Here is a 22,929-nt window from a genome sequence, read left to right as displayed (position 1 = left end):
ATTAGTTATAAGGAGCACACATGCGCGTCATCACCCTGGCCGGAAGTCCACGTTTCCCTTCTCGTTCCAGCGCCCTGCTGGAATATGCCCGCGAAAGGCTTAATGCTCTGGATGTGGAAGTGTGCCACTGGAATCTGCACAACTTTGAACCTGAGGATCTGCTCTACGCGCGCTTTGACAGTCCGGCATTGAAAACCCTGATTGAACAGCTAAAAAGTGCTGACGGGCTTATCGTCGCGACCCCGATTTATAAAGCCTCATTTTCCGGCGCACTGAAAACCTTGCTCGATCTGCTGCCTGAACGTGCACTTGATGGAAAAGTGGTGTTGCCGCTGGCTACGGGCGGTACGGTTGCGCATTTACTGGCCGTGGATTACGCCCTGAAGCCAGTACTGAACGCGTTGAAGGCGCAGGAGATCCTGCACGGCGTTTTTGCCGATGACTCGCAGGTTATCGATTACCAGCACAAACCGCATTTCACACCGAATCTGCAAACCCGACTCGACAGTGCGCTGGAGACATTCTGGCATGCCCTGCACCGTCGCGATATTCAGGCACCTGCGTTTGGACAGCCACAAGGAGTCGCACATGTTTAAAACACTTACCCGTATCAGCCTGGCTGGTCTGCTCGCACTCTCGTCCCTGACCCATGCAGCAGAGACGGTACCTGACAGTTTGCGCATTGGTTACCAGAAAGGCAGCGTCAGTATGGTGCTGGCAAAAAACCACCAGCTTCTGGAAAAACGCTTCCCACAGACCAAATTCTCCTGGGTGGAGTTTCCTGCAGGGCCACAAATGCTGGAGGCGCTGAACGTTGGAAGCATTGATTTAGGCAGTACTGGCGATATTCCACCGATCTTTGCGCAGGCGGCCGGGGCCGATCTGGTCTACGTTGGCGTTGAGCCACCGAAACCCAAAGCCGAGGTGATTCTGGTGCCGGAAAATAGCGCCATTAAAAATGTCGCCGAACTTAAAGGTCACAAAGTCGCATTCCAGAAAGGTTCCAGCTCGCACAACCTGCTACTCCGCGCTCTGCAGGAGGCCGGGCTAAAGTTCACCGATATTCAGCCCGTCTATCTGACCCCAGCTGATGCCCGCGCCGCCTTCCAGCAAGGCAATGTCGATGCGTGGGCTATCTGGGATCCTTACTACTCCGCGGCATTACTTCAGGGCGGCGTACGGGTATTGAAAGATGGCACTACCCTGAAACAGACCGGTTCGTTCTACCTGGCAGCCCGTCCGTATGCAGAGAAAAACGGTGCCTTTGTTCAGGAGGTCCTGAATACCTTTACCGAGGCCGATACCCTGACGCAAAGCCAGCGCCCGGAGAGCATCACCCTGCTGGCGAAAACCATGGGCTTACCGGAGGCGGTGATCGCGAGCTACCTCAACCACCGTCCACCCACCACCATTATCCCGGTGGACGCACATGTCGCAGCCCTGCAACAACAGACTGCCGACCTCTTTTATCAAAACCGCTTAGTCCCAAAACAGGTGAACATTCGCGAACGCATCTGGCAACCCGCAGCTAAAGAAGGAGCCAAATCATGAGTCTGAATCTTTTCTGGTTTTTACCCACCCACGGCGATGGACACTATCTTGGCACCGAAGAGGGGTCGCGCCCGGTTGACCACGGCTATCTGCAGCAGATTGCGCAGGCGGCAGACCGAATCGGTTTCACCGGCGTGCTGATCCCCACCGGACGCTCGTGCGAAGACGCCTGGCTGGTCGCCGCGTCGATGATCCCGGTCACCCAGCGCCTGAAATTCCTTGTGGCATTACGTCCGAGCGTGGTTTCCCCGACCGTTGCCGCACGTCAGGCGGCAACGCTCGACAGGCTCTCCAACGGACGCGCGCTGTTTAACCTGGTCACCGGCAGCGATCCGCAGGAACTGGCCGGTGACGGCGTATTCCTCGATCATACGGAACGCTATGAGGCCTCCGCCGAGTTTACCCGCGTCTGGCGACGTCTGCTTGAGGGGGAAACGGTCACCTTTGATGGCAAGCATATTCATGTTCGCGACGCGAAACTCTACTTTCCTCCGGTACAGCAGCCGCGTCCACCGCTCTACTTCGGCGGATCGTCGGATGTGGCACAGGATCTGGCGGCAGAACAGGTCGATCTCTATCTGACCTGGGGGGAGCCACCTGAACTGGTGAAAGAGAAAATTGCCCAGGTGCGGGCCAAAGCCGCCGCCCACGGCCGAAAGGTGCGCTTTGGCATTCGCCTGCACGTGATTGTGCGTGAAACCAACGAAGAGGCCTGGCAGGCCGCTGACCGGCTGATCTCGCATCTGGACGATGAGACCATCGCCAAAGCGCAGGCGGCATTTGCGAAAACCGACTCCGTAGGACAGCACCGGATGGCTTCGTTACATAACGGCAAACGCGAGAATCTGGAGATCAGCCCCAATCTCTGGGCGGGTGTCGGCCTGGTACGTGGTGGTGCGGGTACTGCGCTGGTGGGTGACGGCCCGACCGTGGCGGCGCGTATCAATGAATATGCTGAGCTGGGTATCGACAGCTTTATCCTCTCGGGCTATCCGCATCTTGAGGAGGCATACAAAGTGGGTGAACTGCTGTTCCCGCATCTGGATGTCGCTATCCCGGACATTCCGCAGCCCCGCCAGCTGCAGCTTCAGGGCGAAGCCGTGGCCAACGAGTTTATTCCGCGTAAAGTCGCGCAAAGCTAAGGAGTGGCTATGTCTCTCACCTCACAAAAATGGCTGTTGCGCGCCGCCCCGTGGTTTTTACCTGTCGGCATCGTCCTTATCTGGCAACTGGCCTCCTCCACCGGCTGGCTGTCGAGCCGTATCCTGCCCTCTCCGGAGGGCGTAATCGAAGCCTTCTGGTCGCTGAGTGCCAGCGGCGAGCTGTGGCAGCACCTGGCCATTAGCTCCTGGCGCGCGGTGATTGGGTTTGCCATCGGCGGGAGCATCGGCCTGACGCTGGGGTTGATCAGCGGCCTGTCCCGCTGGGGGGAACGGTTGCTGGATACCTCCATTCAGATGCTGCGCAACGTACCGCATCTGGCGCTGATCCCCCTGGTCATTCTGTGGTTTGGTATTGATGAGAGCGCCAAAATTTTCCTCGTGGCGCTGGGCACGCTGTTCCCGATTTACATCAATACCTGGCATGGGATCCGCAATATCGATCGCGGGCTGGTTGAGATGGCACGCAGCTACGGATTATCAGGATTTGCCCTGTTTATCCACGTGCTGCTGCCGGGCGCCCTGCCCTCCATTATGGTTGGCGTTCGCTTTGCGCTCGGCCTGATGTGGCTGACGCTGATCGTCGCGGAGACCATTTCAGCCAACTCCGGCATTGGCTATCTGGCAATGAACGCCCGCGAATTCCTGCAAACGGACGTGGTGGTAGTCGCCATTATCCTTTATGCCCTGCTGGGCAAACTTGCTGACGTCAGCGCCCAGTGGCTGGAACGCAGCTGGCTGCGCTGGAACCCGGCCTATTTCTCTCAGGAGGCGAAAGCATGAATACCGCCCGACTCACTCAGGGGACACCGCTGTTACTTAACGGCGTCACGAAACGCTACGGCGACAAAACCATTCTTAACGCCCTGGATCTGCATATCCCCGCCGGACAATTTGTGGCCGTTGTCGGCCGCAGCGGCGGCGGCAAGAGTACGCTGCTGCGTCTGTTAGCCGGACTGGAAGCGCCGAATGGAGGGGAGATTCTGGCAGGGACAACGCCGCTGGCCAATATTCAGGATGATACCCGCATGATGTTTCAGGATGCGCGCCTGCTGCCCTGGAAAACGGTGATCGATAACGTCGGGCTGGGGCTGAAAGGTCACTGGCTGGAGGAGGCGCGTCAGGCGCTGGCCGCCGTCGGGCTGGAGGATCGCGCCGGTGACTGGCCTGCTGCCCTATCTGGCGGGCAAAAACAGCGCGTAGCGCTGGCGCGGGCATTGATACATCGTCCAGGCCTGCTGCTGCTCGATGAGCCGCTCGGGGCACTTGATGCCCTGACGCGGATTGAAATGCAGGATTTAATTGCCTCGCTCTGGCAGGAGCACGGTTTTACGGTCCTGCTGGTGACGCACGACGTGAGCGAAGCCGTCGCCATGGCCGACCGGGTGCTGTTGATAGAAGAGGGAAAAATTGGTCTGGATCTGACGGTAGATATTCCACGCCCTCGCCGTGTGGGATCGGCCAGACTGGCAGAGCTGGAAGCGGAGGTGCTGGAGCGAGTGATGAGGCGCGGTGTGAATGAGCGCGCCTTGATTACGGCTAATGCCTGATGCCTTCACCCGGCCCTCTCCCACGGGGAGAGGGTGGGATTAACGTTTATATTACGCCAGCGCCTTCGAAATCTTCTCGTACAGATCGCCAGAGAGATTTTCCAGCCCTTTAAGCTGCTCAAGCGCGGCACGCATCTTCGCCTGGCGCTGCGCATCGTAGCGTTTCAGGCGGATCAGCGGCTCAATCAGACGTGATGCCACCTGCGGGTTACGGCTGTTCAGCTCGGTCAGCATTTCCACCATGAACTGATAACCGCTGCCGTCTTCCGCGTGGAACGCAGCCGGGTTGCTGCTGGCAAACGCGCCAATCAGGGAGCGGACGCGGTTCGGGTTGCTCATGGTAAAGGAGCGATGCTTCAGCAGGCTGCGCACGTTGCTGAGCGCATCGGCTGCCGGACTAGTCGCCTGCAGAATGAACCACTTGTCCATAACCAGGCCATCCTGGTGCCACTTGTCGTCATACTCTTGCATCAGCGCATCACGGCACGGTAACTCGGCTGCCACGCTTGCCGCCAGGGCTGCGAGCGCGTCGGTCATATTATCCGCTTCGTGATACTGCTTGCTCACCAGCGTGTTCGCCAGGTCTGTTTCACCAAAGGCCAGGTAGCGCAGACAGGTATTGCGCAGGGAACGTTTACCAATGTCGCCATGTTCCACGCGGTACGCATCCAGCTTGTTGGCGTTGTAGATCGCCAGGAACTCATCCGCCAGTTCGGCCGCCAGCGTGCGGGTCAGCGCTTCACGCACAGCCACGATGGCAATAGGATCGATGGTCTCGAACAGCTCGGCGATTTCGGTCGCGGACGGCAACGTCAGGATTTCAGCCGCGAGGGCCGGATCAATCTGTTCATCCAGCAGAACCGCACGGAACGCGTCAGCCACGTGAACCGGCAGCGACAGCGGCTGGCCCTGCTGATGACGATTAACGTTCAGCTTGATGTATGTCGCGAGCAGGCTTTGCGCGGCATCCCAGCGGGAGAAATCGTTGCGCGCGTGACGCATCAGGAACGTCAACTGCTGATCGCTCCACTTGTACTCCAGCTTTACTGGTGCAGAGAATTCACACAGCAGCGCAGGCACCGGCTGGAAATAGACGTTATCGAAGATAAAGGTCTGCTCTGCCTGGGTCACGTTCAGCACGTTGTGTACCGGGTGGCCGCCCTTCTGCAGCGGGATCACTTTGCCTTCGTTATCATACAGTTCAATGCTGAACGGAATGTGCAGCGGATATTTTTCTTCCTGCTCAGCCGTTGGCGGCGTGCGTTGGCTGATGGTCAGGGTGTACTGCTCGGTCTCCGGATTGTAATCGTCTTTAACGGTGACAATCGGCGTACCGGCCTGGCTGTACCAGCGGCGGAAGTGAGAGAGATCCACATTCGACGCATCTTCCATTGCCTGCACAAAATCATCGCAGGTGGCGGCGCTGCCGTCGTGACGCTCGAAATAGAGCTGCATCCCTTTCTGGAAGTTCTCCTCGCCCAGCAGGGTGTGGATCATACGGATAATTTCCGCCCCTTTTTCATACACCGTCAGGGTGTAGAAGTTATTCATCTCAATGACTTTGTCCGGACGAATTGGGTGCGCCATCGGACTGGCATCTTCCGCGAACTGCAACCCACGCATGGTGCGCACGTTGTTGATGCGGTTAACCGCCCGCGAGCCCAGATCGGAGCTGAACTCCTGGTCACGGAATACGGTCAGGCCTTCTTTAAGGCTCAGCTGGAACCAGTCGCGGCAGGTGACACGGTTACCGGTCCAGTTATGGAAATATTCGTGGCCAATAACGCGCTCGATATCGAGGTAGTCTTTATCGGTGGCGGTATCGGTACGGGCCAGCACGTATTTGGAGTTAAAGATGTTAAGACCTTTGTTCTCCATCGCGCCCATGTTGAAGAAGTCGACGGCGACAATCATATAGATGTCGAGATCGTATTCCAGACCAAAACGCTCTTCGTCCCATTTCATGGAGTTGATGAGCGAGGTCATCGCCCATGGCGCGCGATCGAGGTTACCACGGTCAACGAACAGTTCCAGCGCCACTTCGCGGCCAGAACGGGTTTTGAAGGTGTCACGTAAGACGTCGAAATCACCCGCCACCAGCGCAAACAGGTAGCATGGTTTTGGGAACGGATCCTGCCACTGTACCCAGTGACGGCCGTTTTCCAGCTCACCCTCACCCACGCGGTTACCGTTAGAGAGCAGGAAAGGATAAAGCGTTTTATCCGCGATGATTTTGGTGGTAAAGCGCGCCAGCACGTCCGGACGGTCAAGATACCAGGTGATGTGGCGGAAACCTTCCGCTTCACACTGGGTGCACAGCGCCACGCCAGACTGGTAGAGCCCTTCCAGCGCCGTATTGGCGGCAGGGCTGATTTCATTCACGATGCGCAGCGTAAAGCGTTCCGGCAGGTTATCGATCACCAGCTGGTTGTCTTCTTCTTTATAGTCAGTCCAGGCTGCATCATTAATATGCAGGGAGACCAGCGTCAGGTCTTCACCATCCAGACGCAGCGGCACTGCCGTCGCGCTCTGGCGCGTCACCTGGCTTACCGCCGTCACAACGGTTTTAGTGGCATCCAGGTCAAAAGTCAGATCGATATCGCTAATCAGGTAATCCGGCGCACGATAGTCGTGGCGGTATTTGGCTTGTGGCTGTTGTGTCATAGAAAACCTTATGCATCGTTTGTCGAATAACGATTCCAGTCTATTCCTGTTGTGTAGATCGCGCTATGCAGAATGTTCATCTTTTCAGGTACAAACACCCTTTTTGCTACATTTGTATAACACGGGGCACAAAATGCCCTCGACCATAAAGAGCGCTTATGTTGTGATCGGGGTTCAATAAATCACTAAACAAGGTATACTCCGGAGTTGTTTATTGTACTAAACGCTCCTGTGAGAGGATGCTACTGCGCACCTATGACTCGATTCGCTTCTCCTGTTCTGCATACGTTGCTGGATACCGACGCGTATAAACTGCACATGCAGCAAGCCGTTTTCCACCATTACTATGATGTTGATGTTGCGGCGGAATTCCGCTGCCGTGGCGACGACTTGCTCGGTATCTACGCAGATTCCATTCGTGAACAGGTCGATGCTATGCAGCATCTGACGTTGCAGGACGACGAATACCAGTGGCTTTCCGGCCTGCCTTTCTTTAAAGCGGACTATCTGAACTGGCTGCGCGACTTCCGTTATAAGCCAGAGCAGGTCACCGTCACGAATGATAACGGCAAGCTGGATATTCGCCTTGAAGGCCCATGGCGTGAAGTGATCATGTGGGAAGTTCCGCTGCTGGCTGTGATCAGCGAGCTGGCTCACCGCTACCGTTCGCCGGAAACAGGGGTGACTCAGGCACTGGCCGCGCTGGAAAACAAACTCGCGGGGTTTGCCACCCTGACGGATGGGCTGGATATGTCCCGCTTCCGTCTGATGGACTTTGGCACGCGTCGCCGTTTCTCCCGCGACGTTCAGCAGGCCATTGTTCAGCGTCTGCAGCAAGAGTCGTGGTTCGTGGGCACCAGTAATTACGATCTGGCACGTCGTCTGAACCTGACACCAATGGGTACCCAGGCACACGAATGGTTCCAGGCGCATCAGCAGATCAGCCCTGATCTGGCCAACAGCCAACGCGCCGCACTGGCCGCGTGGCTTGACGAGTATCCGAATCAACTCGGCATCGCCCTGACCGACTGCATCACCATGGATGCGTTCCTGCGTGATTTCGGCCCTGAGTTCGCTGAGCGTTACCAGGGGTTACGTCATGACTCCGGGGATCCGGTTGAATGGGGTGAGAAGGCGATCGCGCATTACGAAAAACTCGGCATTGACCCGATGAGCAAGGTGCTGGTCTTCTCCGACAACCTCGATCTCGCGAAAGCGGTTGAACTCTATCGCCATTTCAGTACCCGAGTAAACCTGAGCTTCGGGATTGGCACCCGTTTAACCTGCGACATCCCTCAGGTAAAACCGCTGAATATCGTGATAAAACTGGTGGAATGTAACGGCAAGCCGGTAGCCAAGCTCTCCGATAGCCCGGGTAAAACCATCTGTCATGACAAAGCGTTTGTCCGCGCGTTACGCAAAGCTTTCGATCTCCCTCAGGTCAAAAAAGCCAGTTAAGCGCTTAAGGGAGCCAAATGGCTCCCTACTTCTTATTTATTTCTTAATTCTTCTCTTTTGACTGCGAAATTTACTTGTCTGATAGCGGATGGCAGGTAACATAGATATCCCCCCATTTGGGTGGACAAGTGTTTATTTTTTCCGACTATTAACAGAGAGAATATTATGAGCGTTGTGCCTGTAGCCGACGTACTCCAGGGCCGTGTCGCCGAAGACCTAGAAGTCACCGTGCGCGGATGGGTGCGTACCCGCCGAGATTCTAAAGCTGGCATCTCCTTCCTTGCCGTCTATGACGGTTCCTGCTTTGATCCTGTACAGGCCGTCATTAATAATTCTCTGCCCAATTACAATGATGACGTTCTGCACCTGACAACCGGTTGTTCCGTAATTGTTACCGGCGTGGTTGTCGCATCACCGGGCCAGGGTCAGAGTTTCGAAATTCAGGCCACTGCCGTTGAAGTAACCGGCTGGGTTGAAGATCCTGATACCTACCCGATGGCCGCAAAACGTCACAGCATCGAATATCTGCGTGAAGTGGCTCACCTGCGTCCACGCACCAACCTGATTGGTGCGGTGGCCCGTGTCCGCCACACGCTGGCGCAGGCACTGCATCGCTTCTTCGATGAGCAGGGTTATTTCTGGGTATCTACCCCGCTGATCACCGCCTCCGATACCGAAGGCGCTGGCGAGATGTTCCGCGTTTCTACGCTGGATCTGGAAAACCTGCCGCGCACGCCGGAAGGTAAAGTGGACTTTGACAAAGACTTCTTTGGTAAAGAAGCCTTCCTGACGGTATCCGGCCAGCTCAACGGCGAAACCTACGCCTGTGCGCTGTCTAAAATCTATACCTTCGGCCCAACCTTCCGAGCGGAAAACTCCAACACCAGCCGCCACCTGGCAGAATTCTGGATGCTGGAGCCTGAAGTGGCTTTCGCAGATCTGAACGATGTCGCTGGCCTGGCGGAAGCCATGCTCAAGTACGTCTTCAAAGCGGTACTGGAAGAACGTGCTGATGATATGAAATTCTTCGCTGAGCGTGTCGATAACGAAGCGATTGCACGTCTGGAGCGCTTTGTTTCCTCCGACTTTGCCCAGGTGGATTACACCGATGCGGTCTCTATTCTCGAGAAATGCGGTGAGAAGTTTGAGAACCCGGTTTATTGGGGCGTGGATCTCTCTTCCGAGCATGAGCGTTACCTGGCTGAGAAGCACTTCAAAGCACCGGTTGTTGTGAAAAACTACCCGAAAGACATTAAGGCGTTCTATATGCGCCTTAACGAAGACGTTAAAACCGTTGCCGCAATGGACGTACTGGCGCCGGGCATTGGTGAAATTATCGGTGGTTCCCAGCGTGAAGAGCGTCTGGACGTGCTGGATGCACGCATGCAAGAGATGGGGCTCAATCCGGCGGATTACAGCTGGTATCGCGATCTGCGCCGTTACGGTACTGTGCCACACTCAGGCTTTGGTCTGGGCTTCGAACGTCTGATCGCCTACGTCACAGGTGTTCAGAACGTACGTGACGTTATTCCGTTCCCACGTACGCCGCGTAATGCCAGCTTCTAAGTAACCAAAATCATAATGGCCAGCATTTGCTGGCCATTATTTTATTCTGCTCTGTCAATTTTCGTCAGCGTAAAGTAAGCACCTTTCAACTTTGACCCCGTCACAACCACTAGTTGTTACGTTTTGTTTCCACGAAATATCTACGAACAAAAAATAAACCCTATTCTTATTGCGATTATTTAATCCTCAAGCAATAGCACAAATTTCAACCAAAATCACAGCCATCCAGAAGTCCTTTTTGGGTCATAAGAAAAAATGAGTCGTTGAAGGTGCGCGTATACGAATTGCCTTTATCTAAATTAATTATAAGGAATTCATATATATAGGAATCTGCTTGCCGTTTAAATCGCCAGGTCTTTCTGAAATTTGAGGTGGTTCACAAAGTTCCGAAAAATACACATTTAGTTACATATAATTTCTTTTTGTTACTCAATCTTGAAAACTGTAGCACTTTCAGGCTAGCGAAACGGTTCTATGAATGGAAAGATGCCTGACAGATACATAAAGACACCAAACTCTCATCAATAGTTCCGGAAATATTTATTGACGGAATTTATTGGCGGCAGTGGCGAGTGTCATAAAAAAACCAATGAGGGTAATAAATAATGATGAAGCGCAATATTCTGGCAGTGGTAATCCCTGCCCTGCTGGTAGCCGGTGCAGCTAACGCTGCAGAAATCTATAACAAAAACGGCAACAAACTGGATCTGTACGGGAAAGTGGTTGGTGAGCACGATTTCGTGACCTCCGGTGACAACACAGACAGCAGCGATGCGACCTATGCTCAGATCGGTTTCAAAGGCGAAACCCAAATCAATGACCAACTGACCGGTTACGGCCAGTGGGAATACCGTGCTCTGGCAAGCCAGCCAGAAAGCAGCCAGACTCAGCGTACCCGTCTGGCGTTCGCTGGCCTGAAAGCTGGTGATGCAGGTTCCATCGACTACGGCCGTAACTACGGTATCGTTTACGATGTAGAATCTTACACCGATATGGCGCCATCCTACTCAGGTATGACCTGGGCTAACTACTCTGATAACTTCATGACCGGCCGTACTACTGGCGTTCTGACCTATCGTAACTCTGACTTCTTCGGTCTGGTTGATGGTCTGAGCCTGGGCCTGCAGTATCAGGGTAAAAACGATCGTACCGACGTTAGAACCGCTAACGGTGACGGTTTTGGTACCTCTGTTGGTTATGAATTCGGCGAAGGTTTCGGCCTGATCGGCGCATACAGCAACTCTGACCGTACTAACCTGCAGACCGCTGACGGTAAAGGCGAGAAAGCGGAAGCATGGGCTGTTGGTGCTAAGTACGACGCGAACAACATCTACCTGGCAACCACCTACGCTGAAACCCGCAACATGACCCGTGAAGAAGACGGTTCATTCGCAAACAAAACTCAGAACTTCGAAGTTATCGCTTAGTACCAGTTCGACTTCGGTCTGCGTCCATCCGTGTCCTACGTTCAGTCTAAAGGTAAAAACCTGGCTCAGCGCGGCACCTTCGCGGGCGGTGATGCTGACCTGCAGAAATTTGTTGAACTCGGTGCGACTTACTACTTCAACAAAAACTTCAACATCTATGTTGACTACCAGCTGAACCTGATCGACGACACCGACTACTCTCGTAGCGTGGGTATCGTGAACGGTAAAGACGACCAGGTTGCAATGGCTGTAACTTACCAGTTCTAATCAGTACACCACTTTGTTATATGCTTAATGAACAGGGCTTCGGCCCTGTTTTTTTATGCCTGACAGAAAATAATGGCGACTTTTGAAAAGCCGCACGCTTTTCGTCGCAAACGGTTGGCATTTTGTAAATCTACCGTTAACCTGATAGCGGATTTCACTTCTGTAATCACAATGGAACTTCGTCATGTTTGAGAACATTACCGCCGCTCCTGCCGACCCTATTCTGGGCCTGGCCGATCTGTTTCGTGCCGACGACCGCCCTGGCAAAATCAACCTGGGTATTGGTGTATATAAAGATGAAACCGGCAAAACCCCGGTACTGACCAGCGTAAAAAAAGCTGAGCAGTATCTGCTGGAAAATGAAACCACCAAGAACTACCTCGGTATTGATGGTATCCCTGAGTTTGGTCGTTGCACGCAGGAGCTGCTGTTCGGTAAAGGTAGTACAATTGTGAGCGACAAACGCGCGCGCACAGCACAAACGCCTGGAGGTACCGGCGCACTGCGCGTGGCGGCGGATTTCCTTGCAAAAAATACCGCTGTTAAGCGCGTATGGGTAAGCAACCCAAGCTGGCCGAACCATAAGAGCGTCTTTAACTCTGCGGGTCTGGAAGTGCGCGAATATGCCTACTACGACGCCGCAAACCACGCTCTGGACTTCGACGGTCTGCTGGCGAGCCTGAGTGAAGCCCAGGCGGGCGACGTGGTCCTGTTCCACGGCTGCTGCCACAACCCAACCGGCATTGATCCAACGCTTGAACAGTGGGAACAGCTGGCGAAACTGTCTGTCGAAAAAGGCTGGCTGCCGCTGTTTGACTTCGCTTACCAGGGCTTCGCCCGTGGTCTGGAAGAAGATGCTGAAGGTCTGCGCGCTTTCGCAGCCGTCCATCAGGAGCTGATCGTTGCTAGCTCCTACTCCAAGAACTTTGGCCTGTACAATGAGCGTGTTGGTGCCTGTACGCTGGTCGCAGCAAACGAAGAGACTGCCGATCGTGCGTTCAGCCAGATGAAATCAGTTATCCGCGCTAACTACTCTAACCCACCAGCACACGGTGCCTCTGTCGTTGCCACCATCCTGAGCAACGATGCGCTCCGCGCGATTTGGGAGCAAGAGCTCAACGATATGCGTCAGCGTATTCAGCGCATGCGCCTGCTGTTTGTGAACACCCTGGCAGAGAAAGGTGCAGACCGTGATTTCAGCTTTATTACTAAGCAAAACGGTATGTTCTCTTTCAGTGGCCTGACCAAAGAACAGGTTCTGCGTCTGCGTGAAGAGTTTGGCGTGTACGCCGTGGCCTCTGGCCGCGTGAACGTTGCAGGTATGACCCCTGACAACATGGCGCCACTGTGTGAAGCGATTGTCGCCGTACTGTAATGTAATTAGCGCCCACAAAAAAGCCTGCACGATGCAGGCTTTTTTTTATTATCCGGATTTACCAGACAGGCATTTCATCCTGAAGGAAGGGGTTATGCACCCGCTCGTAGCCCAGCGTCGACATCGGGCCGTGTCCAGGGATAAACGTCACGTCATCACCCAGTGGCAATAACTTCTGTTTAATCGACTGGATCAGCTGTCCGTGGTCGCCACGCGGAAAATCGCTGCGCCCTACGCCACCTTTGAAAATCACATCTCCGGAAATCAGCAGACGGGACTGGTCATCAAAGAAGACAATATGGCCTGGCGTATGCCCAGGACAATGCAACACCTGTAAAGTCACATTCCCTACGTTCACACGCTCTCCTTCGTTTAACCAGCGATCGGGCGTCAATGGCTGACACTCATCGAGGCCAAACATGCGGCTTTGGGCTGGCAAACCCTGCAGCCAGAACTCATCTTCTTTTTCCGGACCGATCACCGGCACTCCATAGTGCTGTGCCAGCTCCGCCGCTGCGCCGACATGGTCAAGGTGACCATGCGTCAGTAAAATCTGCATCAGCGTCACACCGCTTTCTGCAACTTCCTGTTTGATCTTCTCAGCGTCACCGCCGGGATCGACAAGCGCGGCCAGTTTGGTTTGCTCACACCAGATCAATGAACAATTCTGGGAGAACGCCGTAACCGGAATAATACGATAGTTCATACTGCTCCTGTGTTTCGTTATTACCAGTGCCGAACTGGACCGGTATCAATATGCACAAAGTTACTACTTGGGTAATATCCTACACCACCTGCGCGCATAGATAACGCGGCTTTGCGAATATTGGCTAACGAAACGCCTTCAATATGGAAATCCATTGCCTGTCCCCTGGTGTGATAGCTTTTTTTCGCTACCCCACGGCTGCGGGCGCGCAATTCATTATTGGTATCAATGGAACGATAACCGGAAATGAGTTGCACCGGCTTGCTGGTACCCAGCAGGCCCTGAAGGCGGAACAACTGGTCAAATAATCCTGGGTCGATGGCTTTTACTTTATTCGCGCGGAAATCACGGAAAAAATGGTTAAGTCTTGCTAATTCATCCTGAATATAGCCTCTGCCATCGAAGAATTCCGCTTTTAGCGACTCACCAGTATGCAGATTGTTGAGCGTTAAAATACGCGGACGAGGTGTCGAGAGGGTGGCAAATGCTGGCGTCGGCAGGATGGCCGCTGCGCCGAGCGCAACGCCACCTAACGCCAGCAGTTTGCGGCGATTAGCGTCAAATTTGTCCATGATAATCAGGTCTACAGGTCAAAGAAATCGTAATATGCTTAGCGCACGAAGGGCACCTTAACTGGCAAAGCCGACGACGTCAAGGCACCCAACCCCAGCAAATACGCGGCTTCCAGCCATATCGCCACGTATTTGCCCTAACTTACGACAACCTATTTTCCCGAACTGCTTCATTTACCTGATTAATTGTTCAGCTTTTGGCAAAATTTGTGCGCCGGATCGCGCCGTGAGATCATAATTGTAAATATCTGTACGATACTGGGTACGTCCATCTTCACCAACAAACGCCGTCAGATAGTAAAGATTGACCGGTATATTGTGTCGAATGTTAACGTAACGGGTGTCCCCCTGCTTGAGGGCATCGGAAATCCGCGTGTCGTTCCAGCCCGCATCCTGCAACAGCATATTCGCCAGTTCCGATGCCTTATTCACACGAACGCAGCCTGAGCTGAGCGCGCGGGCATCTTTCTGGAACAGGTTATGGTTCGGCGTATCATGCAGATAGATAGCGTCCGAACTTGGCATGTTGAATTTATAGCGCCCCAGCGAGTTATGCGCACCCGGTGCCTGCTGGAAACGGAATGGCAGGTTCGACGGCGTAATTGTTGACCAGTCAACCATCCACGGATCGATCGTCTCTTTGCTGTTCCAGCCGCGGATCACCGTATAGTTATGACGCTCCAGATAGCCAGGATCGTTCCAGACCTTAGGCAGAATATCCTTGCGCGCCAGCGTCGGCGGCACGTTCCACGGCGGGTTTACCACTACGTTATTCAGGGCACTGCTCATCATCGGCGTTTTACGGTCAGGACGTCCGACAATCACGCGCGACGCCAGCACTTCGCTACCGTTCTGATAATAAACCAGCGAATACGCTGGAATATTCACCATAATCCCGGTAGACAGTGTTCCCGGCAGAAGACGTAAACGCTGGATATTCAGCGCCAGCACCCCAGCACGCTGGGCAGGCGAGACGTTCAGCCAGTCGCGGGTGGATGGACCGATCACTCCGTCTGCGCCCAGCCCCTGCGCGGCCTGGAACTGCTTAACCGCCGCGACCAGTTCGCGATCGTAGGCGGCGGGTTTGTTGCTCTGTGCAACGGCCTTTTTCTCTTTTACCGGGGCCGACGGGCTGACGACCGCGCTTTGCGTATCGTCGCCGGGCAGCGCAATCTTAGGACCGCTTTCGAGAATGCCGGAGCGTTTCATAATTTCGCGGATCGCCGGGACATCGCTGCTCCACTGTCCCGGACGAAGCGTGGTTGTGCCACGCACCTGAGGCCACGGGCGGGAATCCGCAACCAGCTCAAGCAGCGACTGATGCATGGTGGCATACTGCGGATGGGCCGGTGCCAGGCTTGCGATAAAGCGCGGCAGGTCACCGTTATCCAGCGCCAGTTGCCACTGGTTAATGACCGACAGCGCCGGCGTCGCCAGCTTGTACGGTTTTTGACTGTATAACCAGCGGTTGCCATTGACCGGAATGCCCGCCACGAACTGGAGGTAGCCCATCATGGCATCAGACAGCACCACATCACGCGCCTGACCGGTAAAGGCTGGATCGGTGAGGAGCTCAACCCAGGTGGTGAATTGCGGCTGAAAACCTGCAATGGCGACTTCCGCCAGCTGCTGCTGAAAAGCGCGCACGGCGTCCCGGTTTTCCCACATCGGCTTCATATCACGCGCGGCATAAAGCAGCGTAAGCTGGTTAATGTAAGCAGGCGTGTATCCTGCAGGAAGCCCGGTAAGAAGCTGCTGGCGGAGCGCGCCGGTGTCGATACCTTCGGGTAGCGGTCTGATACCCGCTAAAATGGCCGTCGCCGGAGATTGATCCAGCGGTTGTGACAGCGACGTCGGCTGCGCACCCATCGTCGCGGAACTGTCTGACGGTACAACTTCAGGCTCATCGGCCTGAGCGCTTAACAGTGGAGCAAACATCACCGCCAGACACAAACTCAACGCTGACAGCTGATGACCACGATTTTTCTTTAGCAACATCCCTTGCCCCCTGTTTTCTCACGACATGCCCATCACACTGGGGCTTTTATTCATTATAGGAAGGCACAAACGCAGTTGCCTTACCTTATGTAAAGAAGTTTAAAGATAACGCAGCCGTAAGCATAAGTTAAGCGTAAAAAAAAGCGGCGCGAATGCGCCGCGCTTTGTAACAACACGCCTCAGGAGGCGTCTGCTGTGCCCGGTAAGGACTCCGGCGGCTGAGGAGCAAAGCCACGCAGGCCTACAACGTGAACGTGCTCGCTGTTCTGGAACACTTTACGCACCAGTTTATAGGTTGTGCCTTTTTCCGGACTAATATTTTCCGGTGCCGCAATGATGAGCTGCATATCCAGACGTTCGCAGAGCTCAAACAGCGTGGCGATGGAGCGGGCATCCAGACGCGCTGCCTCATCAAGGAACAGCAGACGGCATGGGGAAATATCTTTGCCGCGCAGACGACGCGCTTCATCTTCCCAGCTCTGTACGACCATCACCAGAATCGACATCCCGGTACCGATAGCTTCACCGGTCGACAGTGCGCCGGATTCCGCACGCAGCCAGCCGTCTGAACCACGGTTAACCTCAACTTCCATCTCCAGGTAGTTACGGTAGTCCAGCAGCTCTTCACCGATGGTTTGCGGCGTACGTTGCCCCATATCAATCTGCGGATTCAGACGCTGATACAGCTTCGCCAGCGCTTCGGAGAAGGTCAGACGGTTGCTGTTAAACAGATCCTGATGCTGTTCATGCTGCTCAGAGAGCACATCCAGCAGCGTAGAGTGCGCTTCACGGACGTTTACATTCAGACGTACGCTGTTCACCTGACCAAACGATACGCTCTGCAGACCCTGGTTCAGCTGGCGAATACGGTTCTGCTCGCGCTGAATGGTCTTGCGGATGATGTTCGCCACGCTACGGGAGCTGATAGCCAGCTTCTGCTCACGGGAGGTCAGCTCTTCCGTCAGGCGCCCCAGTTCAATTTCCATCTGTTCAATGGCTTCGACCGGATCGTCGGTACGGATGATGTCCTGACGAATACGCTCACGCAGATGCTGGTATACCGCCACGAAGAACTGAATTTTACGCTCAGGACGCTTCGGATCTTCAGACATACGCAGCACATCGCGCAGATGTTCGTTATCGGCCACCGCCAGACGCAGCGCACCCAACGCCTTATCCGACATCGATCGCAGTTCATCAGCAGAGAGGTACGCCAGTTCACGACGATGCAGACGGCGTTCAACATTATTGTCTTTCACCATGCGCATCACCGCGCACCAGCCTGCCTTCGCAGATACCACCTGCTCGCGCATTTCGTGATAGTCGCGCTCCAGCTTGCGCAGGCGGCGGGTCAGGTTATCCATCTCCGCTTCACAGAAGGTCAGCGCTTTTTCCAGCTGATTACGACGCGCGCGGTTATTGCTGAGCTGGCTGTGCAGCTCATCACGACGAACACGCGCCCGCTCTTCTGCCCCGCTGTCGGCACGGACGCCGATATCCTGCAGCTCTTTTTGCAGATCGTTTAACAGCTCTTTCTTGGTATCAAAGGAGCTTTTTAGCGAGGCCAGAACCTGGTTGTACTGGTTCAACTGGGCCGCGTGGCTACGCATCGCTTCACGGGCACGCGTACGTTCCGCTTCAGCCTGCTCAAGGCGCTGGCGTAATTTCTCGTTCAGATCGCTGTTACCGCTCAGCATTTCTGCCGAGTCAGAGTAGCCGAAGTGAGCGCGACGCTGCACCACTTCCGTCAGGGCAAACGCCTGCTGGCGTGCTTCACGCTGCACCTGCTGGGACCAGGCATAATCTTCTTTTAGCTGCTCAAACTGCTCTGGATCGCTCTGAAGCACCGAAACGACCGGCTCCAGCTTCGCCAGCTGATTACCGTGTTGCTGCACGAAGCGTGCGGCTTCCTGCGCTTCATCCAGACGTTCCTGGATTTCATCCACACGGTCAGCCAGCGTATCGTCCGCCAGCAGATTCAGACGCGGCAGAATGCGGTTCAGGGCAGCAACGCCCTCTTTCGCCTGTTCAAACTGAACGCGGCTCTGCTGGTTGTCATTTTCATGGCTGGCAATCGCGCGCTCAAGCTCGCCACGGCGGGTGTTAAGCTTGCGAATTTCCGCTTCCGGGTCAGCCTCAAAGGCCACTCCCAGATGGCTACCGATAAAGCGGCTAAATGCCTGATGCAGGCGCTGGGTTTTCTGCACGTCAAACGACAACGTCGCAAAACGTTCAGACAGTGTTTCACGCTCAGCGTGCAGGCTCTCAATACGACTTTCACGCGCGGCGCGGCCAAACAGAGGAAGTTCCGGGAAGCGCGAGTAACGCCACTGACGGTCAGCGATTTTCACCACTACCGCTTTTTCCAGCTCGTCAACGCTGAACACGCTGTCATCGAACGACTGCGGATCCCCTTCGATCAGATAGAGATCTTCCGGGCAATCTTCCAGCCCTTCGAGCTGTTCGGCAATCAGAGACAGATCCGGCACCACAATCGCGTTACGCGACGGGCCATACAGCGCGGAGAAGTACGGCGCATCGTCCAGGCCCACGTCATCATAAATTTCTGACAGCAGTACGCCACCGAAACGCTCCGCCAGCGTATTCAGGCGTGCATCTTCCGCACCGCCCGGCTGGCTTAAGCGTTCAATCTCTTCGTCAACCTCGCGCTTGCGCGCGCCAACTTCATCACGCTCAACAATCGCCTCGCGCTCGCGCTCAAGCAGCTGTTGCAGATATTCGGTCACTTCCTGGCTGGATTCGAACGTTTCACCGCACTGTTCGCTGAGCTGGTTCAGGCTGCTTTGCGCCGCCAGCCAGACGGGTGCGCGTTGCAACAGCGTCTGCGAGCGGGACTGAAGCTGCTCCAGCTCCTGACGCAGCGTCATCCGCTGTTCGCTGGCGCTGGATACTGTATCGGAAAGGGCGGCGATACGGGCTTCAAGCTCCTGGTGCAGAGCCTCGAGATCGTCAATATCGTAATGTTTACCCTGACGCTTACAGAACTCGGCCAGCAGACGCTCGGCCTCCTGCTGCTCGCGCAGACGCTGTTCCAGCTCGTTCAGACGCATACGCAGCGGTTGCACTTGCTCGGCCAGATGACGCTGGTTGACGCCGTCGCGCAGCAACTCGCGAGCTACGTCCCACGCTTCGTTTCGCGCCAGCGGGCCGTTAATCGCCACCACCAGCTGATAAGCTTGTTCAAACTGGCTGTGCGCGGTCTGCGCGACGCTCATTTTCTGTTCCAGGGAGAGCAGTTTTTCCGTGGCTTCCTGCTCTTTCGCCTGGAAGGTGTCCAGCCATTCATCGGCGCTGTCCGGCGTCAGGTCAGGCAGATGGCATAGCTCTTTCGCACGCTGCAATGCCTGCAGGGCCTGGTTGTACTGAATCGCTCGCGTCTGCTGTACGTCCAGCGCCTGCTGGTAATCGGCGAGCTGGCTTTTCAGCTCATCCACTTCCAGTTCGGCGGCTTCGGCACGCGCTTCGTTCTCTTCCTGCATGTCGGCGGCTTCGGCCACCACTTCGTTTTGCTCTTCGAGACGAATTTGCAGTTCATCGAGATCGGCTTCGTAGCGCTCGATTTTTTCCTGCTGGCGCAGCGCGGTCTGAACCAGGTTCAGGTGATCGCTGGCGGCCTGATAATCGGCTTCCAGATCGCCTTCAGCCCCGTTGTGTTCGCCCAGTTCACGGGCCATTTCAACGTGCTTATACTGCTCGGCCACCAGCTGTTTACGGGAGGTGAACAGCTCGCGGCGGTACTCTAATGCCTGATCGAGATGCACGCGACGCTCGTTGGCGTGACGCATATAATCCGCCGCCACATAGTTGGTGGCTTCACTGATCAGGTGTTTAAACAGATCGCGGTCAGACTGGGTAACGCGAATCGCTTCCAGCGTCATGCGGTTTTCACGCAGCGCGGCTTCCATGTCCTGGAAGGCCTTACGCACGCCGCTGTTTTCCGGCAACAGGTAGTCGCGCAGGGAGCGGGTAATGGCGCTGGAGATCCCGCCGTACAGGGAGGCTTCAATCAGACGGTAATATTTGCTGCGGTCGGATGCAGTACGCAGACGACGCGCCACCACGCCCAGATCGAACATCAGGGAGTGGTAATCGGTAATCGAGTTGAACTGCTTGAACTGCACGCCTTCGATAGCTTCGAGCTTGTCTTTCAGCTCCTGCAGCGTCAGTACGCGCGCCTGACGCTCATTGAGCGTTTCCGTCAGCAGCGCCGTTGGCTGCATTGAGGTTGGCAGCCCCTGAATCGCGAACGGTTTGATATCCACTTTTCGATCGCGACCGGCGACCTGCTGCAGACGCACGCCCACCACCACTCGCTGGTGACGGGAGTTGATCACATCCAGCACCGAATAACAGACGCCAGCTTTGAGCTTACCGTGCAGGCCTTTATCGCGGGAGCCGCTTGTCGCGCCCGCTTCGGTGGTGTTACGGAAGTGCAGCAGCGTCAAATCAGGGATCAGCGCCGTCACAAAGGCCGCCATGGTGGTGGATTTACCCGCACCGTTACCGCCGGAGAGCGTTGTCACCAGCTCATCGAGATCAAAGGTTCGGGCAAAAAAGCCGTTCCAGTTAATCAGCGTTAGTGAGCGAAATTTACCGCGTTCAATCATTACTCTTCCTCCCCGCTATCCGGCTGATTGTCTTCAGGCTCGTCATTGAGCTGCAAATGGTTTTCCACCGGCATCGCCTCACCGTCGCGGATCATGCGAAGCTGCGCTTCACGCGCGTCGTCGCCCGCACGCACGTCGGCACCGAAGCGGAAAACAGATTCCGTAATGCGGAATTTGCTGCTGTCGTGGCCCATAAACCAGACCATCCCCAGACGACGCAGACGGTTCAGAGAAGAGCGAACTTTTTCCTGCAATTTCTGACGATCGAGATCCGACCCCGTAGAACGGTTGTTCACAAGCTTCAGCAGCTTGCTTTCGTCTGCCAACGTCAACAGCTCATCGTAAAGCTCCTGCTGGGTGAAGATCCCTTCATTTGCCAGACGTTCCGGGCTGAGGTAGAGGTAGCACAGAATTTTGCCGACCATCATATCCAGCTCGGAGAGCACGGAGCGCGGAATAAGCGTGGTGGAACGCGGACGCAGGTAGAAGAAACCTTCCGGCGCGCGGATAAGCTCAACATTATAGCGTGCGTAAAACTCTTCCAGATACTCCTGGAAGTCCATCAAAAAGGCGTGATTATCCAGCTCGTCGAGGCCAATATGACGACCGGCACGCAGCTGGCTGTCCAGCGCCGGAAATAACGGATTCGCCAGCGCCTGTGCCAGCTTTAATGGCATCACTTGTTCAATATTTGTCAATGACATGCGCCTGTACCTTGGCTCCGTAATCGTTAATCGGCTGCCACTTCGGCGGCAGTCCGGTGAAATCTGCTTGCGCGATACCCAGGCGAACCGCCTGGTCTACCACAATGCGGGCAACGTCGAAGTGGCGCGCGCGAGGATATTGCGCCAGATAGTCGCGCACCACGAGACCAAGATCCAGCGGTACCTGTCTGGTTTTGTAGACAGCGAGCTGTTCTTCGATCATGGCCGCAAGTTGCTCACGAATTTCGTTGAATTCTTCGTACTCCAGATCCGGTGGCAGCTCACCGGTTACCTCTTCATCACGCAACGCCATCTCTTCGTCACGCATATCGAGCAGACGATCGGCATTGGCGTAGGTTAGCGCCCACGGCGCATCGAAGTAGGTTTGAACAGACTGACGCAGACGCTGAGCAAAGACGCGGTTTTTATCCATATCGATGGCGGTACGGATAAATTTATGTACATGACGATCGTAACCGATCCACAGGTCAATCGATTGCTGGCCCCAGCTAATGATGCGATCGAGCTTGCTCTGCAAATCAAAGACCAGACGGTCGATAAAATGCAGATCGTCATGTGCCATGGTCGCATCCTGAATGCGCAGCAGGTTGGCCTGGAGCTTATCGCCAGCGGCTTCCAGCGTATCCTGCAGTTCACGCAGCGTGCCGGAGGTTTCCGACAGCAGCAACTCACAGCTGGAGATGGCCGCACGCCAGTCTTTATTCAGCAATTGCGCGATATCATCTTTCACCTGCTGCTGCTGTTCGTCCATCAGACGCTGGGTCAGATCGATACTGTCAAAAATCTCCGCTACCGAATATTTCAGCGGCGCGTAGACGTTACGGTGCCAGTGGAATTCATCACCGTTTTCATCCGCAGCATCGGCTGCACGCTTGAGTTCACCCGCCACAATGGAGAGCTGCATGGAAAGACGCAGCGTGGAAAACTCACGCTGGCGGATGTAGTAATCGGTAATGCCGATGCCCAGTGGCGTCAGTCGATAAATGGCGTTACCTTCCGCCTGCTCGCTGGTAAAGCGGTTCAGCAGACGTTGACGCACCATATCGTTGATTGCGTTGTTGGCACGCACGCTAATGGTTTCGCTGGTTTGCTCAAACGCATCACTCACATGGCGGAACGCATCCACCAGTTCACCCTCGCTCATTTCGCCATCGAGCCGTTCGCCGTTCAGCGTGGCAACCGCCAGCAGGAAAGAGAGTCTGTCTACCGGCAGCGAGATGGAGAAATCATTTTTCCTGGCCCAGGCAACCAGTTCGGGGACTGTCTGGGAAAATTCACTCAT

At 55.1% G+C, this 22,929-nt stretch carries 15 protein-coding genes and 1 pseudogene; 9 read left to right on the top strand and 7 right to left on the bottom strand.

Annotation, left to right across the window (positions count from 1 at the left end; genetic code table 11):
- The first annotated feature begins 20 nt into the window (after positions 1 to 20).
- From ssuE to ssuB, 5 genes are read left to right on the top strand one after another with little or no spacing between them, the layout of a single operon-like run.
- Positions 21 to 596, top strand: coding sequence for an NADPH-dependent FMN reductase (gene ssuE, locus ACOTZF_RS00670; protein ID WP_129252585.1), 576 nt, complete (start codon positions 21 to 23; stop codon positions 594 to 596).
- Positions 589 to 1,551 carry a sulfonate ABC transporter substrate-binding protein gene (locus ACOTZF_RS00665; protein WP_129252583.1) on the top strand — a complete coding sequence of 321 codons (963 nt, stop codon included), beginning with the start codon at positions 589 to 591 and terminating at the stop codon, positions 1,549 to 1,551. Before ssuE ends, ACOTZF_RS00665 begins: the two co-directional genes overlap by 8 nt.
- A complete protein-coding gene (ssuD, locus tag ACOTZF_RS00660; RefSeq protein WP_058661615.1) occupies positions 1,548 to 2,693 on the top strand; it encodes an FMNH2-dependent alkanesulfonate monooxygenase in 1,146 nt (381 codons plus the stop codon). The genes ACOTZF_RS00665 and ssuD overlap by 4 nt, the downstream gene beginning before the upstream one ends.
- A 9-nt stretch (positions 2,694 to 2,702) precedes the next feature.
- On the top strand, positions 2,703 to 3,494 hold the full coding sequence (gene ssuC, locus ACOTZF_RS00655) for an aliphatic sulfonate ABC transporter permease SsuC (protein ID WP_095452837.1): 792 nt from the start codon (positions 2,703 to 2,705) through the stop codon (positions 3,492 to 3,494).
- Positions 3,491 to 4,261, top strand: coding sequence for an aliphatic sulfonates ABC transporter ATP-binding protein (ssuB, locus tag ACOTZF_RS00650; protein WP_129252581.1), 771 nt, complete (start codon positions 3,491 to 3,493; stop codon positions 4,259 to 4,261). The genes ssuC and ssuB overlap by 4 nt, the downstream gene beginning before the upstream one ends.
- Before the next feature lie 51 nt (positions 4,262 to 4,312).
- On the opposite strand, the gene pepN is transcribed toward ssuB, so the two are convergent.
- Positions 4,313 to 6,925: an aminopeptidase N gene (pepN, locus tag ACOTZF_RS00645; protein WP_058661619.1), complete on the bottom strand. Its 2,613-nt coding sequence runs from the start codon at positions 6,923 to 6,925 to the stop codon at positions 4,313 to 4,315.
- Between the two features lie 255 nt (positions 6,926 to 7,180).
- Between pepN and pncB the strand changes: the two genes are divergently transcribed.
- The 4 genes and pseudogenes from pncB (at position 7,181) to ACOTZF_RS00625 (ending at position 13,018) form a co-directional block, all read left to right on the top strand.
- Positions 7,181 to 8,383: a nicotinate phosphoribosyltransferase gene (gene pncB / locus ACOTZF_RS00640; RefSeq protein ID WP_029882976.1), complete on the top strand. Its 1,203-nt coding sequence runs from the start codon at positions 7,181 to 7,183 to the stop codon at positions 8,381 to 8,383.
- Between the two features lie 165 nt (positions 8,384 to 8,548).
- Positions 8,549 to 9,949, top strand: coding sequence for an asparagine--tRNA ligase (gene asnS, locus ACOTZF_RS00635; RefSeq protein WP_129317739.1), 1,401 nt, complete (start codon positions 8,549 to 8,551; stop codon positions 9,947 to 9,949).
- Between the two features lie 605 nt (positions 9,950 to 10,554).
- Positions 10,555 to 11,643: pseudogene (locus tag ACOTZF_RS00630) on the top strand (porin).
- 184 nt (positions 11,644 to 11,827) lie between these two features.
- Positions 11,828 to 13,018, top strand: coding sequence for an amino acid aminotransferase (locus tag ACOTZF_RS00625; RefSeq protein WP_029882979.1), 1,191 nt, complete (start codon positions 11,828 to 11,830; stop codon positions 13,016 to 13,018).
- A gap of 58 nt (positions 13,019 to 13,076) precedes the next feature.
- Here the strand turns inward: ACOTZF_RS00625 and ACOTZF_RS00620 are convergent, their stop codons facing one another.
- From ACOTZF_RS00620 to mukF, 6 genes are all read right to left on the bottom strand, one after another.
- The gene (locus ACOTZF_RS00620; protein ID WP_013097289.1) at positions 13,077 to 13,724 is read right to left on the bottom strand and encodes an MBL fold metallo-hydrolase; all 648 of its coding nucleotides are present in this window, start codon (positions 13,722 to 13,724) and stop codon (positions 13,077 to 13,079) included.
- Positions 13,725 to 13,744: 20 nt separating this feature from the next.
- Entirely contained in the window at positions 13,745 to 14,296 is a 552-nt protein-coding gene (locus tag ACOTZF_RS00615; RefSeq protein WP_013097290.1) for a YcbK family protein, read from the bottom strand.
- Positions 14,297 to 14,470: 174 nt separating this feature from the next.
- Positions 14,471 to 16,294: a L,D-transpeptidase gene (ldtD, locus tag ACOTZF_RS00610; protein ID WP_038981304.1), complete on the bottom strand. Its 1,824-nt coding sequence runs from the start codon at positions 16,292 to 16,294 to the stop codon at positions 14,471 to 14,473.
- Positions 16,295 to 16,473: 179 nt separating this feature from the next.
- Positions 16,474 to 20,922 (bottom strand): chromosome partition protein MukB, encoded by a 4,449-nt coding sequence (gene mukB / locus ACOTZF_RS00605; protein WP_062934907.1) that lies wholly within the window; start codon positions 20,920 to 20,922, stop codon positions 16,474 to 16,476.
- A complete protein-coding gene (gene mukE, locus ACOTZF_RS00600; RefSeq protein ID WP_013097294.1) occupies positions 20,922 to 21,626 on the bottom strand; it encodes a chromosome partition protein MukE in 705 nt (234 codons plus the stop codon). Before mukE ends, mukB begins: the two co-directional genes overlap by 1 nt.
- The gene (gene mukF / locus ACOTZF_RS00595; protein ID WP_013097295.1) at positions 21,607 to 22,929 is read right to left on the bottom strand and encodes a chromosome partition protein MukF; all 1,323 of its coding nucleotides are present in this window, start codon (positions 22,927 to 22,929) and stop codon (positions 21,607 to 21,609) included. Before mukF ends, mukE begins: the two co-directional genes overlap by 20 nt.

Source organism: Enterobacter cloacae complex sp. SHL021 (assembly GCF_049237765.1).
Lineage (GTDB): Bacteria > Pseudomonadota > Gammaproteobacteria > Enterobacterales > Enterobacteriaceae > Enterobacter > Enterobacter cloacae.
Note: the sequence above shows the minus strand (reverse complement) of the source record. Positions and strands in the feature narration are given on the sequence as shown.